This window comes from Aeromonas sp. S5(2024) (genome assembly GCF_041403025.1).
GTDB lineage: Bacteria > Pseudomonadota > Gammaproteobacteria > Enterobacterales > Aeromonadaceae > Aeromonas > Aeromonas hydrophila.
Genome location: NZ_JBGLRI010000005.1, coordinates 87,575 through 99,949, shown reverse-complemented (window position 1 = coordinate 99,949; position 12,375 = coordinate 87,575). Strand labels below are relative to the sequence as shown.

The following is a 12,375-nucleotide window of genomic DNA, read 5'->3' as shown; positions in this document are numbered from 1 at the left end:
CTACAGTTACATCGAACATCTGGAGTTTGTGTATGTTCAAGGTGTCACGAAAGCCCCCTCACCGAGGGGGCTTTGTTTTGCCTGGCGTTCAGCGCCCTGACGCCCCGGGGCGGCGGCCCCTCAGCACCCGGCGCGCGCAGTCAAGACCCCGCCTCGCCTGCGCGCTTCCTGTGTCGATTTCCATTCGGGTGAAAGGCTGCTGGCGGCCGGCTGGTCCCCGCGCCAGCACTGGCCGCGCGCATCCTGCCAGATCCTTTTCGCGATCCTTCACTTTCCGTCAGATCCTTTCACGTATTCACCTGGCAGAATGGAATGGATGTCAATGGTACAAAAAGAACTGGGGGCTCTATTACGCCCCCAGTTCTTTTGATGGGCTCTAAGCCTTATTGATAGGATTTCCAATTATCAACAAGCCAGCTCCAGACATTCTTATGGCTACGCACATCTCCTGGAAGATGGCTTTTGATAAGCCTTTCCGCTTTCAAAGCAGGAGCCTTGGTAGTCCACTCACTAGCTTTGGCCAAGCGGTTCAGAAACGACAGAACTTCATACCCTTCATTACGATTCAGTAAGGTGTTATCAGGGGTTCCTGTTACTCGTGGATCATCAGGTGATATTGCCGTCCAAGAGTAGCTATATTGCAGGTCACTACGATTCAGAAGCGCCATAATTCTTCCTTAAAATTAATGGGTTAGGTGTTTTTAGCGGGGGGCCGCTGGCAGATAATATAGGTTAAAGCTCATCTGAGCCCTCATGCAAAAGACTACCCTTTGGGGTCGCTCCGGTCACGCACCGAGGTGCGTGACCGGTCACAATTACCAACTCTTTGCTGTTGGCAGGCGGTGCAGGTGGGGGATCAACCTGTTCCAGTCTCGGTCACCGTGGGTGGCGGGCTGAATATGGCGGGTTTTATCGGCCAGGATGCGTTGGGCAGCGGCCAGGGTCATCGGGTATTCGTGAATGATGGAGTAATAGGTGCCGGCTTCGCGGTGCTCGGCCACATCGAGCAGGGGATAGATGCGGCGGGCGGCCCCCATCATGTAATCGGCGGCGCGCCAGAGCCACGCCAGCGAATGCAGTTCGTCGTCGGTCAGCATGGTGAGGGGCTGCGGATGGGCGGCGGTCTCCCGGTCCAGCACATCGAGCACCCAGCGGCGAAACTCTTTGGCGAGCGCGGTGCGGGAGAACATGGCGATCAGATGGGCGCCGCGCAGGGAGAAGATCCGCACCGGGATCGGCATAGGATTTCCCGGGGTCATCAATTCGGTGACCCCGGTCATGCAGGGGGAAAACTCGTCCGCGTTGCGGCGATACAGATTGCTGATCGACTTCTCGCTGGCATAGCCAAGGGCTTGGGCGATCTGGGTTGCGGTCAGCCAGGGTTGGCCATGATGGGGGATAACGGTGAACTGGGTGTCATGGAAGCGGATGCTGTTCATGATGCGTTCCTTTGGGTCAACAAAGTAAACGTCACCAAAAGAGGTGCAAATCTCGGTCTGGTGACGAGCTGAACAGGGTTTGCACTACCGGGACCCAAAGAGACCGGCCAGCCCGAGGGCTGCCCTGCCCAGCCCGCCATAACTGAAATTGCGGGTACAACTGGGCCGCACAAAAAAACACGCAGGCGCGTGTTGTGCGCTTTGGGTTTGGCGGGGTGCAAATCCCGGCAACGGATTTTGCCGTTGCCCGCGCAGTATCGCGCAACAGCGCGACACCAATCAACCCCCAATCAGCCCCAATAAGGCGGGATAAGCCACAACAACCCCGCCCAGCAGCACAACACCGCCGGCAGGGTACCGGTTTTACACAGGGAAGAGGACGTTAGTTTCGGCAGGAAACATACACAGGGTGGTGGCCGAGCTTGCCGGGGCGGTCAAGTTGACCTTCCCGAGATACACGGCCTACCTACTCACAATGACGGTCAATTTGACCGCCGTTGCGATGTGTCGGCTTTTGGGCCCGTCAATCTGACGGTCCCGGTCATGCGATGCACAGACCATAACCCTTGACCGTCAAATTGACCGTCAAGGGTCGGTGGTCAGATTGACCACCCCTGGATAGAAAAATGGGCCCGAGAGGGCCCATTCAGGGTCAGCCGATCAGTTTCAAATCGGCCTTGCGACGCTCTTTGAGGGCGTCATAGAAGTTCTCATGGGGGCCGACGCTCAGCAGGTAAAGCTGCAGCTCTGCGTCTTTCCAGGCGTAGCCCAGCAGCACCAGCTGTCCCTTGAGTTTGAACTTGTGTACTCGCAGGTACGACAGGTCCCCCTTCTTCTGTTCGCCGATCTCGGGGTCATCAATGACCCGTTCGATCTCGTCTTCCACTACTTTCAGGTCTTTTTCAGAGAGCTTTTTGAGTTGCTTGGTGAACAGGTTCGACTCAAAAACCTCAATCTCGTTTTGTTCTTCTGACATAGCGGGTTACTTGCCCTTCTTTGACTTGCTCTGCGGCGAGCATCACGTCTTTGATAAAGCTAAAAGGCAGGTCCGGGTTGTCCTCGACCATACGGCCGATCTTGGACCAGTACTCAATCTGCTTCGGCAAAGAGCGATGTGCGGCAGACGCGTGGATCTTCACGTCGGCGATGAAGTCATCGTCTAAGCGTACTGTTTGTGCCATGTGGTTTGAACTCCTGCTCAATCTCCGGCTGTCTCTGGCGGATTCGTTGATATGCCCCAACATTGGTAGCCTATCTAGGATTGAATTGTAGCAACAAATTGTTGCTTGTAAACTCTATTTGTCTCGCTTTGTCTTAGTACATACGCCCGATGTCTTTGCTTAAGCTGATGAGTTGGGCTCCTACCATCAGAATGCAGAGCCAAGCGACGAAACCAATCGTAGTTTCAGGGAGCATGGCTTGAAGGATGGGCCATTGTGCAAACATACCGGGCGGCGTGGGCAGTGGCGCTCTGCCATCAGCGAGCGCCTGGATTTGGCTAGACACCCTGGCAAGCTGGCGGTCCACTACAAGTGAACGGGCCCCCAGTGCCATCGCAAGCAGAGAGAGCCCCGTCAGTCCGGCACCCAGAAACCGCAATACCGCAGGTTCCATCATCAGCGATAGCAGCAGATCTTTGAGACGTTCCATCTTGAGTACCCCTTTAAAGCTTCGTTTGAAAAAGCTTACATCTGGTTGTCATAATTGGTCATCCGGTTCATTACTGTCTGTATCAGCCTTGTGTGACCGGTCACAATGCCAGCGTTTTGTCCCCGCTGGTACGCCAGCAGTCCGCCTCACCCTTGAAGGTTCCTCCACACCCTTCCGGTAACGTACAGTCGCAGTTCGGGCAGATCTGCTGCTTGAGCTCGGCTTCCTGTTCCTGCCAGCGTTCCCAGTCACGGCGCAGCAGGGTGCTGAAGTACTCGTCGGCGCTGTAGGGTTCACCGGATCCGGCTCTGGCCCGGCGCAGGGTTTCCAGCTGCTCGCGCTCTCGGGTAGAGAGCGCCACCTCCACCCGCTTGATGCCAAGCGCGGCCTGGCGCTTTCTCTGTGCCTCCTTTCTGGTCTTCGCATCTTTCGGCTTTTTCATCGGCATCCCCCTTTGGCATATGCACCCTGTCTCGCCCTGGTGTCCTTCCAGACCTGCTTTGCCGTCTGGCCAGCAGGTATCACCCGCTTTGCCTTCTTCGGTGGGGTGATGGTGTCCAGCTCGCCCTGGTAGAAGGGGAACCAGGTATCCTCGAATTGGATGACCCGCTCCATACGGTCGAGCAGCAGATCGCAGATATGGCGGTCAGCGGCCGGCATGTTGTCGAGTGTGCTGGTGATGGCGGCACGCCCCGCCGATCCCGGCGGGTGCTGTTTGATGGTTGGCCAGAGCTGCTGGCAGAGCGGCAGTAGGCGCTCTACCTCGCCGCGGTTGATGATGTCAGTCATGCAACACCCCCACATCGACCCGGATATTGTTGAGCGCGCCCTCGACCATGTCGCTGAACGATGACCACTCTTCCGGCCCGCAGTCTCTAAGCTCTCGAGCCTGCGCAGTCAGTGCCGCAGCCAGCAGCTCAAGCTCCTCCTTTGAAGGGCGGCCAGCGTTATCTTCGACAGCCTTCATCCCGAATACCACAAACCCTGGCTGCTGGGCGTAGTCGGTGACGAAGGTGATCTGTAATTTTGCTGCGCGGCCGGTATAGCGTTTTCCGTTCCATTCCTTGAGGGTGACGGTGTCACCCTCTTGAAAGTTGCGGTCTGAGTTTTCGCGGATCTCGAACGGCTTGGCGCCGTCCAGTACCGGCTGGAAGTAGGCCGGCAGAATTTTCAGTTCGTGGTGCATGCTTTTCCCCTTCTGCACTATGCGGCAGCCTTTACGGCTTCAATGATGTGGCGAGCGGCCAGCGGAGGCACGGCGTTACCAGCCATGTGAACAGTCAGGCGATGGTTCTTCGGGCGCTTGAGATCGGCAGGGAACGACATGGCCAGCAGGTTTTCATCAGCAGTCAGCATCCGCATATGGTCGCCATTCACGATGGCCCAGCGGTCGCGGGTTGTGATTGTGCCAATGGCCCGATCAAAGCTCCGGCCTGACTTGCTGTTGCCGTAGTAACTCATCAAGAACAGATCTCCATGAGCATCACGGCCATTTCTCACGCGCTCCAGGGTGGCAGCAGCTCGGCCCGGGCGTTCTACCAATGACCACTTCCCGGCATTGAGGTCTATAAAGCTGGAGGCTGGAACATGCGGCATCTTCGGGAGCTCAAGGAACAACGGTGAGACTGACAACGTGCAGACCATAAACAGGCGGATGCGCTCTTGCGGCACCCCGAGATCTGCACAGTTGACTACATGTGGCGCCAGCGAATAACCCAGCGCTTGCAGGGCAGCAGCCCAAGCCGGATAGATCGGCCAGGCCATGAACTCTTCCACATTTTCGACAATGGCGACGGGTGGGCGGTGAAACTCCAGAGCGTCAACGACAGCCCATGCAGTCGCGCGACTATCGTCGTGCTGCGGGTTACCGTTTGCCTTTCCTCTCGCCTTGCTGTGGCCCTGGCAACATGGTGAGGCGAGCAGCAGATCGTGGGATGGCACCAGCGACCAGTCAGCCTGTTTCAAATCCTGACATACGTGGTCTGTTTCCGGGTGATTGGCGCTGTGCCACTTCACCGCCTCTTGCCAGTGGTTGGCAGCCCATAACACTGTGCATCCAGCCTGCACGGCCCCTGTTGACCAACCACCAAGCCCGGCAAATAAATCAATGCAGTTCACGATTCCTTCTCCTCACTCCACGCCCAGGCGCGCCCGCGCCTTGGCAATCTCCGCCTGATGGCGGTCGTTGTCGGCTTGCATGCTCGCGACGCGGGCCTGCTCCTGTTCGGTTGGCTGGTAACTGGCCCGGTCTTCTTCGTCATCCAGCAGGCGGGTGAAGATGGCGATCGCCTCTTCGGCCTTGGTCAGCGGCATGGCGGCCAGCCACTCGGTCACGCTGCCGCCGGAGTGCACCAGCTCGCGGGCCTGCTGTTTCAGCTGGTCGCTGCTGGCGGCCCGCTTGCTGGCCTGTTCTGCCTCGACCTCGGCGGTCAGCTGGTCGGCCACGGCATCGCCAGCACCCGGCCAGGTGCGGGTCACAATCAGCCGATCGCCGACCAGTCGCACATATTGGCCGTCGGCGTTGATGATGCAGCCCTGCAGCAGCAGGTCTTCGTTGCTGATGTCAAGACCCATACGGCTCAACTCCTTAGCCAGAGTGGATCCTTTAACCCCCGATTTGGATCCTTTCGTACAGTTATTGACAGAACTCCGAGGGGGGCGGCTGCCGCCGCCTGACTGCAACTCGCTGCGCTCGCCCACTGCAGGCTCGCGCTGCTCGCCCAAACCCGACCCGGTGACACCCTTGCGCACTATCTGCCAGCCCTCGGTGCGGGTGACCGCGGTGGTCATGCCGATGTCGGTGATCACCCCCATCAGCTTGAGGACGTCCTCGCCGTATTTGTTGGCGGCTTCATCGAGGCGTTTGGAGAGGCGGATCAGATGCTCCTTGCGGGGCAGGTCGATGCCGCCCATGGCGTCGATGAAGTCGCCCCAGCGGTTGTTGTCGGCGGCGGTGCGGGCGGCTTCGAGGATGCAATCCCACTCGATCACCTCGTCCCCCAGGCGGCGCAGCTCGCGCCACACGCTCACGGCGGGGCCGCCGATCTGCTGAAACTGACGGATGCGCCAGCAGCTGGCCCAGGCGGCCACGGCGATGGTGGTGTGGTCGACGGGGGCCTCTGCCTCGTAGTCCATCCCGACCTTGTGGCCGTCGATGTTCTTGGCGATGTATTTGGCGATGTAGCCGGTGGCGCTACCCTTGGTCGGGTCGATCACCTTCCAGTTCACCCTGGGGTTGATGGCTTTCACCACGGCCGGGTCTTCGACGTTCAGCAGCCACTTGATGCGTGGGAACTTGTTGCGGATCGGCAACTCAGCCAGGGCATCGAGCTGCGCACCGTTTGGCATCTTGAGCTCGACCCGATTGGTGGCGGTGAAGTGGTAGGCGAGCAGGGTCAGGAAGTCGCGCTGATGCTCTGGGTTGATGAACAGCAGGCAGTGCCAGTGCGGGGTGCCGTCGTGGTGCGGCTCGACCACCCGAAAGCCGAAGGCCATGATCCCCTCACGGGCCAGCGCCGCCCGAAAGCGCGCCCACTGTTTGCACAGCAAGCGATTGGTGTCGGTCGGGGTGCTGCCGTTGAAATCGTCGTTCTGGTAGGTCTTCGACTTGTCTTTGCTGCCCTGGCGCCAGGCGTGATAGCTGGAGGGGGAGGTCAGGGTCAGGAACAGGCCCAGTTTGCCCTGCTCCTGCGCCATGTCTTCAAACCCCCGCATGCGCACCATCAGCTCATGACGTCGTATCTCCGGGTTGGCCACGGATGCCATGATGGCGTCAGCCAGGTCAATCTCTTGCCCCAGCTCTTCGTTGACGGCGCTCATGCCTGCCATCCACGACTGCTGGGCGGCCTTGCGCTGGGTGAACTCACGCACCGCGTGGGCGCTGGCGTAGGGGCTGACCCCCTTGCGCACCTGGCCGGTAAGGATGGCGATCAGCTCGCAGTAGATGGCCCAGGCGCGGTTAATCTTGCGCAGCCACCAGGACTCATCAAGCAGGCGCACCAGCAGGCTGGCGGCGGCCCCTTCGAACTTGTCCACCTCGTCAGCCAGATCGTCCCGCTCTTGCTGGCTCAGTGGGCGGCGCAGCAGGCGCTCGACCTTGGTGCGCGGGTGGATCGGCAGGGGCGGGCAGAAGTGCCACGCCTTGGCCTGGGCTCCGATATCGGCCAGCAGCTCGGCGGCGGTGCACTCGTTACCGGCCCGCGCCAGCAGCTGCTGGCAGCGGCGCGCCCACTCGGCGGCGACCAGCTCGCGGCGCACGTCGTTGCGCAGGTCTATCACCGGCACTGGGAAGCGGCTTTGAGCGGCGGCGCAGGCATCCACCATCCGGCGCAGCCAGATGTTGGCGGTCTTGTGGTTGGCCGGGTAGCGGTGCAGGTAGTGCTTGGCCAGCGGCTTGGCAACGTGCCACTCGATGCGGGCCAGCTGTTCCGCAGCCCCTGCCATGTTGACGGCGTGGACGCCGACCAAGTAGCGCTGGGGGAGCTGGATGCCGTGCAGGTTGGTGATGGCGTCGATCATGCTGCCACCTCTTTTTCTACATAATGGCGCCCTGGCTTTCCGCATGCCCAAGGTGCCCAGCTGGCGCGCTCGTTGTAGGTTGTTTGACACAGGGCCAAGCTGGCTGTGGTTATTCCAGTCGAATGATCAGTGTGATAACGCACCCAACGTCTGGTACACACTGACTCGCCACGCTGGTTAGTTTCCTGATACTTGCAGTTGGCACAGATCTTTGGTTTGTTCAGCTCTTTCATTTGCACACCCCGCATTTACGGTCTGCATACTCGTTTGGCTGCAGGTAGCGGCCGCAGTCGCTGCAGGTCGGCACCAGCTCCATGTCGGCCAGTCGATCAGACCAGCAGGTGGCCTCGCAGAAAGAGAGGCTGGTGAGGCGATGGCCGGCCAGGATGACCGGGCGCACATGGCCGAACTCGCCGCAGCAGCTGCAGCGCATCGAAATGCGGGCGGCTTCCTGTTTCACCACGGTTTCGCTGGCGGCGCGGGCCAGTGGCCAGCAGGTTTCGACGCAGTAGGGATAGGCGCGGCGACCGTGTCGGCCGGTGACCGGCAGGCAAACAGCCATCTGGCGGCACTTGGTGCAGGGCTCCAGGGTGACTTGGCCGGTGGTGTCTGTGCGGCATGCTGGGTGCAACCTGACGTGCTCCAGCCGGTTTACCCACTCGTCGGCCATCCACTCCAGTTTCTCAAGGCTCTGCTGGTCCAAATTCGCCAAGTCGTAGACATGCTGCGATGGTGCTTGGCTGTTTACAGGGCGCACGACGCCCAAAGCCGGGGCAAGCCCGGCTGGTTTCTGGTGAGTCATTAGATGGCGCCTCCTGATGATTTCAGTTGGCGAATGGCTGCAGCGAGATCCCGTAGATGGTCGGTGCTGACGTAGCGCTTGCCATCAACTTCGATAGTCCCGCTACCTTCACGCTCGAAGGTGGCAACAAGGCTCTCGAGTACGATGGCGCGGGATATATTGGCGTTTTGCCCGCGCTTGATCTCTTCAAGGCGCTTAGACATCAGCTCTCTATCAACCCAGATAATCAGCCCCTTTGGACCGGTGTTTGCGAAAATATCCGCTGGGCTGATCGCATTGGTGCAGAAGGTGACATCTGAACCCTCTTTCTTGGCTTTGATGTCCAGCAGTGAATCTTGCAGAACTTGAAACCTGATGTTGTCACTGCCGATAGCAGCCAGCAGGTCGGTGATGCTGACGATGTTGCTCATGCCTCACCCCCAGCATGCAGCGTTCTGACTTTGGCTGATGCCTGACGGGCGGCCTGACGGGCTTGGCGGCACAAGGTCAGATGGGTTCTGGCCGGGGTGCGCTGGCCATGGGGGCCATCTGCGCGCAGGTCTACTAGGTCAAGCTGCAGGCCGTGCAGGCGCGCTTCGGCGTTCAGCATTTTGTCGACCCACTGGTCGATCAGTTGTTGGTGGCTCATTGGATGCTCTCCTCCTGCATGCTGAATGGGCAGTTCTCCCAGAGCTGACGCATTTCCTCTATGAACCGCTCGTTGCTTTCGATTTGCTCGAACGCAAAATTGGCACCATCCCGTTCTTCGCGGCAGGCAAACAACAAGGAGCGGACGGCGGCAACATTCGTGCTCGGCTTTTGCTCCTTGCGCAGGGCGATCAGCTGGTTCTGAAACTGGCGAAGGGCTTCTTTCTTTACCTGGAAGATGAGTTTCAGGGCGGCGTTATCGGCGCCATACACCATTTCAGTGGTGCACTCTTCTTGTCTTGGCGTGGTCATTTGATGGTCTCCCCCAGTCCGTGGAGTGGTTCGCACTCTGCCCACCACTCGGCAATCTCTTTGGCCAGCGCAACCTCGTTGCTGCCCAGCGCCAGCCAGTACACGGCGCGGATGGCGCCAAGGGCCAGCAGCTCCTGAGCGATATTGCGGTTTCGGCGGGCATCGCTGCCCGAGGTGTTGAACTCTTCCTTGGCGACTTCCCAGTGCTTGGTCAGCTGGCTGACCGGTGCCGGCGGCTGCATATGGGCCGGGCCAGATTCGGCGCCACCCAGCTCGTCGAGCGGCGGCTCCAGTTCGAACAGGTCATCAGTCACAGGTCACCTCCTTCCATGTCGCTGAAATCCGGCTCATCGATGGCGACGTGGCCGGCCTCGACACGGATGGAGATCCCCAGTTCGCCGCAGCAGCAGAGCGGGGCGCTCGGCACCAGGCGCGCTTCGTTCTCGGCTATCCACTGCTTCAAGCAGGCGAGGGTCATGATGGTGTTGCTCATGATTGGCCTCCTTCGCAGCTGCAGACGCCAAACAGCTCATAGGTCAGCGGACCCGGCGCGCCCTGCATGGTGATGCCGGTGCGCGCGACCTGAACCCTTTCACCACCCCGAACCCGAATTGTCACAGTGGCAACACCTTCCTCGACGATGACGCCATCAACCGCTTTGAGCTGGGTGGTTCTGGCGCGCTGGATCACCCGCTTGAAGGTCGCCTTGTCACCGCAGCGAAAGGCGGCCGGATCCGGCAGGCGGTAGCGCCCGCACTGTTCACACTTCATGTTGCTCATGCTGCTACTCCTTCCAGAACACGGACGCGGCCAGACGGCAGCGGCTCGATGCGGGCGGCTTGGCGCTGGCCACGCAGCCAGCAGTTTTTGACGTTGATGTAGCCGTGGCGCACCAGGTAGGCGACGGCGGCGGCCGGTGATGGGGCGGTGTGTTTGGCGGTGATGGCGATCACTGGGCACCCCCTTGCAGCGCGTGGTCGAATGGCGGCTGGAATATCGCGGTACTGTCTGGGCCGCTGGCCATATCCACGCCGATGATGTGTGGCCGCTGGCCCCCACGCAGGATCTCGAGGCGCTTGGTCAGCTCGGCGTAGATGTCGAGCATGCTCAACTCGTCAGCCAGTTCTGCCAGTGCTTCCAGGCTCGCCTCGACGGCGGTGCTATGGCATGCCCCCAGCTGGGGGCGGTGAGTATTTATCAAGGAGTTGGCGACTTTGCGGATCGCCTGTTCTGCTGTACTATTGTTCATGAGGTAACCCTCGCTGATTGATTGAAAGCCCCGCTGGTGTTGGCGCACCGATAGCGGGGTTTTTTATTGGCCGTTTCCGGCCACTCTTCTTGCAACCGCTCTGCGGCTTTCCAATATGCCGGCCTGCTCGTTGAGCTCGGCCCGGCGCTTCTCTTCATGGGCAGCTTGCTCCAGCTCGCTGCGGGTCGGTTCGTTGCAGCGGGTGGCTGTGCGGTGCCATTCGCGGCGGTGCAGCACACCGCCATCAAATTCGTGCAAGGTGGCCAGCAGCTCGCCCAAGGCGAGGCGGATGGCCTCTTGCTGTTCAAAGTCGAACTGGTCCAGCTCTCGCCCGGCTTGGGTGGTCGACACCCCGGCCGCGTAGCAGATGACGGCGCGGGCCTTGGTAGACAGGCGTGACCAGCGGCTGGCCGCCCCATTGCGGCCAAACAGGCCGCGCATCTCTGCCAGCGCTTTGTCTTTGGCGCTGGGCTGTTGAACGAGCTCGAAAACCTTGGCGGTGTTCATGGGGTGGCCCTCCGGTTATGCCTGCAGCAGCCTGACCAGCCAGTGGCGGCGCGGCTGGCAAGCTGGCTTGAAGCGCAGCGCACCACGGCGGCCGCGCTGGTCTTCCAGATAGCTGCCATCAGTGCGGGTGGTGTTGCGCATCACCGGCTCGTCGCTATCGGTGACGACGGTGGCGCGGGTGAACAACAAAAACGGCAGCGGGATCAGGTCCGGCTGCTCGGCGCGCAGTTTCATGCTGGCTCCTTGAGTGGGATGCTCTTCGACATGGTTTTGTGGTTTTTGCCCACGCCCTTGCAGGTCGGCAGCACGATGGCCGGATTGGGCATGGCGGATGGGCTGATGGTGCCGATGATTTCAAACGCGGCCTTGAAGGTGTGGCCGCAGTCGACATTGCTACAGGCATAGAAGGCATGGCCTGTCAGCGGGCTCATCTTGGTCGATGAACGAGTGGTGGAATGGCAACCGCAGTGGGGGCAAATCAATCTCATGGTCTTGGTCTCCTATGCGCCGAGGGCTGCGCGGGCCATGTCGGCAGCACACGCAAGACCAGGGACGGCGTGAAAGCGGTCTTCGACTTCGGTTGCCAGCAGCACAAGGTGCTCGATGCCAGCCCAGATGCCGGTGACGACGGTGTTTCGGTTGTTCTTGGTGACGCGGTCACCGGCAAGAATGGTGGTGGCTTGGGCAGTGACGCCCAGGATCTGGGCGCTGGCATTGAGTGCCTGCTGGGCGCGGGCTTCTGGCGCAACCTTGGCCGCTCCCGGCAGGCGAACGGCAGTCAGGCCGCAGTCAAACAGCAGGCCATCAAACAGGGTGTCGTCGCCGGTGGCACGGTAGATGGCTACCAAGTCACGAGCGGTCAGTTGATGTGGCTGGTCTGGGTTCAGCTTGTTGCGCAGCATCTGCTCACCGATGCCTGACTCTCTGGCGATATCAGCGATGGAGTAGCGAGCTGCGAAAAGTGCGCACGCTGCCTCGTAGTGCTGCTGTTTGGTTGCATCCTGTTTAAACATGGTCGGATCTCCGTGAATAAACGAGACTCAACGAGAGATGAGTGCTGCTTGATGGCATTCCATCCGCAGCGCTTCGAGGTTGATGACCACTTTTTGGCGCAGTCCGGTTTTCGGCAGGATAGGAAGACGCCCTGCTTCGATCATCGATTGGACGTAGTCCTCGGTGAAACCGGTCATCTCGGCGAACTTCTCTTTGGAGCAGACCGGAAAGGTGAATGCTGGTTGCATTTGTGTCATGATGACGCCTCATCGCTTACT

At 60.1% G+C, this 12,375-nt stretch carries 24 protein-coding genes; all 24 read right to left on the bottom strand.

Annotated features, from left to right (window positions below; translation table 11 throughout):
• Positions 1-383: 383 nt before the first annotated feature.
• The 24 genes from ACB032_RS12285 to ACB032_RS12170 all read right to left on the bottom strand — a co-directional run bounded on the left by ACB032_RS12285 (position 384) and on the right by ACB032_RS12170 (position 12,354).
• Positions 384-668 (bottom strand): hypothetical protein, encoded by a 285-nt coding sequence (locus ACB032_RS12285; protein ID WP_080629045.1) that lies wholly within the window; start codon positions 666-668, stop codon positions 384-386.
• Between the two features lie 147 nt (positions 669-815).
• Positions 816-1,439: a P22AR C-terminal domain-containing protein gene (locus tag ACB032_RS12280; RefSeq protein ID WP_017765320.1), complete on the bottom strand. Its 624-nt coding sequence runs from the start codon at positions 1,437-1,439 to the stop codon at positions 816-818.
• A 652-nt stretch (positions 1,440-2,091) separates the two neighbouring features.
• Positions 2,092-2,415: a type II toxin-antitoxin system RelE/ParE family toxin gene (locus tag ACB032_RS12275; protein WP_005308758.1), complete on the bottom strand. Its 324-nt coding sequence runs from the start codon at positions 2,413-2,415 to the stop codon at positions 2,092-2,094.
• Complete coding sequence (locus tag ACB032_RS12270; protein WP_005308760.1) at positions 2,390-2,620, bottom strand: hypothetical protein; 231 nt, start codon at positions 2,618-2,620, stop codon at positions 2,390-2,392. The genes ACB032_RS12275 and ACB032_RS12270 overlap by 26 nt, the downstream gene beginning before the upstream one ends.
• Positions 2,621-2,753: 133 nt before the next feature.
• Positions 2,754-3,089: a hypothetical protein gene (locus tag ACB032_RS12265; protein ID WP_005308762.1), complete on the bottom strand. Its 336-nt coding sequence runs from the start codon at positions 3,087-3,089 to the stop codon at positions 2,754-2,756.
• 100 nt (positions 3,090-3,189) lie between these two features.
• Positions 3,190-3,531, bottom strand: a complete 342-nt coding sequence (locus ACB032_RS12260; RefSeq protein WP_005308764.1) for a hypothetical protein — start codon at positions 3,529-3,531, stop codon at positions 3,190-3,192.
• Positions 3,528-3,878, bottom strand: coding sequence for a hypothetical protein (locus ACB032_RS12255; RefSeq protein WP_026139161.1), 351 nt, complete (start codon positions 3,876-3,878; stop codon positions 3,528-3,530). Before ACB032_RS12255 ends, ACB032_RS12260 begins: the two co-directional genes overlap by 4 nt.
• Complete coding sequence (locus ACB032_RS12250) at positions 3,871-4,275, bottom strand: DUF3850 domain-containing protein (protein WP_017763977.1); 405 nt, start codon at positions 4,273-4,275, stop codon at positions 3,871-3,873. Before ACB032_RS12250 ends, ACB032_RS12255 begins: the two co-directional genes overlap by 8 nt.
• Positions 4,276-4,292: 17 nt before the next feature.
• Positions 4,293-5,207 carry a DNA cytosine methyltransferase gene (locus ACB032_RS12245; protein ID WP_197080561.1) on the bottom strand — a complete coding sequence of 305 codons (915 nt, stop codon included), beginning with the start codon at positions 5,205-5,207 and terminating at the stop codon, positions 4,293-4,295.
• Positions 5,208-5,219: 12 nt separating this feature from the next.
• Positions 5,220-7,607 carry a replication endonuclease gene (locus ACB032_RS12240; RefSeq protein WP_195877968.1) on the bottom strand — a complete coding sequence of 796 codons (2,388 nt, stop codon included), beginning with the start codon at positions 7,605-7,607 and terminating at the stop codon, positions 5,220-5,222.
• 229 nt (positions 7,608-7,836) lie between these two features.
• Complete coding sequence (locus tag ACB032_RS12235) at positions 7,837-8,319, bottom strand: hypothetical protein (protein WP_232535670.1); 483 nt, start codon at positions 8,317-8,319, stop codon at positions 7,837-7,839.
• A gap of 89 nt (positions 8,320-8,408) precedes the next feature.
• Complete coding sequence (locus tag ACB032_RS12230; protein ID WP_195877969.1) at positions 8,409-8,819, bottom strand: hypothetical protein; 411 nt, start codon at positions 8,817-8,819, stop codon at positions 8,409-8,411.
• The gene (locus ACB032_RS12225) at positions 8,816-9,037 is read right to left on the bottom strand and encodes a hypothetical protein (RefSeq protein ID WP_195877970.1); all 222 of its coding nucleotides are present in this window, start codon (positions 9,035-9,037) and stop codon (positions 8,816-8,818) included. The genes ACB032_RS12230 and ACB032_RS12225 overlap by 4 nt, the downstream gene beginning before the upstream one ends.
• Positions 9,034-9,348 (bottom strand): hypothetical protein, encoded by a 315-nt coding sequence (locus tag ACB032_RS12220; RefSeq protein WP_195877971.1) that lies wholly within the window; start codon positions 9,346-9,348, stop codon positions 9,034-9,036. Before ACB032_RS12220 ends, ACB032_RS12225 begins: the two co-directional genes overlap by 4 nt.
• The gene (locus tag ACB032_RS12215; RefSeq protein ID WP_195877972.1) at positions 9,345-9,662 is read right to left on the bottom strand and encodes a hypothetical protein; all 318 of its coding nucleotides are present in this window, start codon (positions 9,660-9,662) and stop codon (positions 9,345-9,347) included. Before ACB032_RS12215 ends, ACB032_RS12220 begins: the two co-directional genes overlap by 4 nt.
• Positions 9,659-9,841 carry a hypothetical protein gene (locus tag ACB032_RS12210; RefSeq protein ID WP_195877973.1) on the bottom strand — a complete coding sequence of 61 codons (183 nt, stop codon included), beginning with the start codon at positions 9,839-9,841 and terminating at the stop codon, positions 9,659-9,661. The genes ACB032_RS12215 and ACB032_RS12210 overlap by 4 nt, the downstream gene beginning before the upstream one ends.
• On the bottom strand, positions 9,838-10,128 hold the full coding sequence (locus ACB032_RS12205) for a hypothetical protein (RefSeq protein ID WP_195877974.1): 291 nt from the start codon (positions 10,126-10,128) through the stop codon (positions 9,838-9,840). The genes ACB032_RS12210 and ACB032_RS12205 overlap by 4 nt, the downstream gene beginning before the upstream one ends.
• Entirely contained in the window at positions 10,125-10,301 is a 177-nt protein-coding gene (locus tag ACB032_RS12200) for a hypothetical protein (protein WP_017763985.1), read from the bottom strand. Before ACB032_RS12200 ends, ACB032_RS12205 begins: the two co-directional genes overlap by 4 nt.
• Entirely contained in the window at positions 10,298-10,597 is a 300-nt protein-coding gene (locus tag ACB032_RS12195; protein WP_195877975.1) for a hypothetical protein, read from the bottom strand. The genes ACB032_RS12200 and ACB032_RS12195 overlap by 4 nt, the downstream gene beginning before the upstream one ends.
• A 63-nt stretch (positions 10,598-10,660) precedes the next feature.
• A complete protein-coding gene (locus tag ACB032_RS12190; RefSeq protein WP_017763987.1) occupies positions 10,661-11,104 on the bottom strand; it encodes a hypothetical protein in 444 nt (147 codons plus the stop codon).
• A 15-nt stretch (positions 11,105-11,119) separates the two neighbouring features.
• Complete coding sequence (locus ACB032_RS12185; RefSeq protein ID WP_005308789.1) at positions 11,120-11,338, bottom strand: hypothetical protein; 219 nt, start codon at positions 11,336-11,338, stop codon at positions 11,120-11,122.
• The gene (locus ACB032_RS12180) at positions 11,335-11,592 is read right to left on the bottom strand and encodes an ogr/Delta-like zinc finger family protein (RefSeq protein ID WP_005308791.1); all 258 of its coding nucleotides are present in this window, start codon (positions 11,590-11,592) and stop codon (positions 11,335-11,337) included. Before ACB032_RS12180 ends, ACB032_RS12185 begins: the two co-directional genes overlap by 4 nt.
• 12 nt (positions 11,593-11,604) lie before the next feature.
• The gene (locus ACB032_RS12175; protein WP_195877976.1) at positions 11,605-12,117 is read right to left on the bottom strand and encodes a phage regulatory CII family protein; all 513 of its coding nucleotides are present in this window, start codon (positions 12,115-12,117) and stop codon (positions 11,605-11,607) included.
• A 27-nt stretch (positions 12,118-12,144) separates the two neighbouring features.
• Positions 12,145-12,354, bottom strand: a complete 210-nt coding sequence (locus ACB032_RS12170) for a Cro/Cl family transcriptional regulator (RefSeq protein WP_195877977.1) — start codon at positions 12,352-12,354, stop codon at positions 12,145-12,147.
• Positions 12,355-12,375 lie beyond the last annotated feature (21 nt).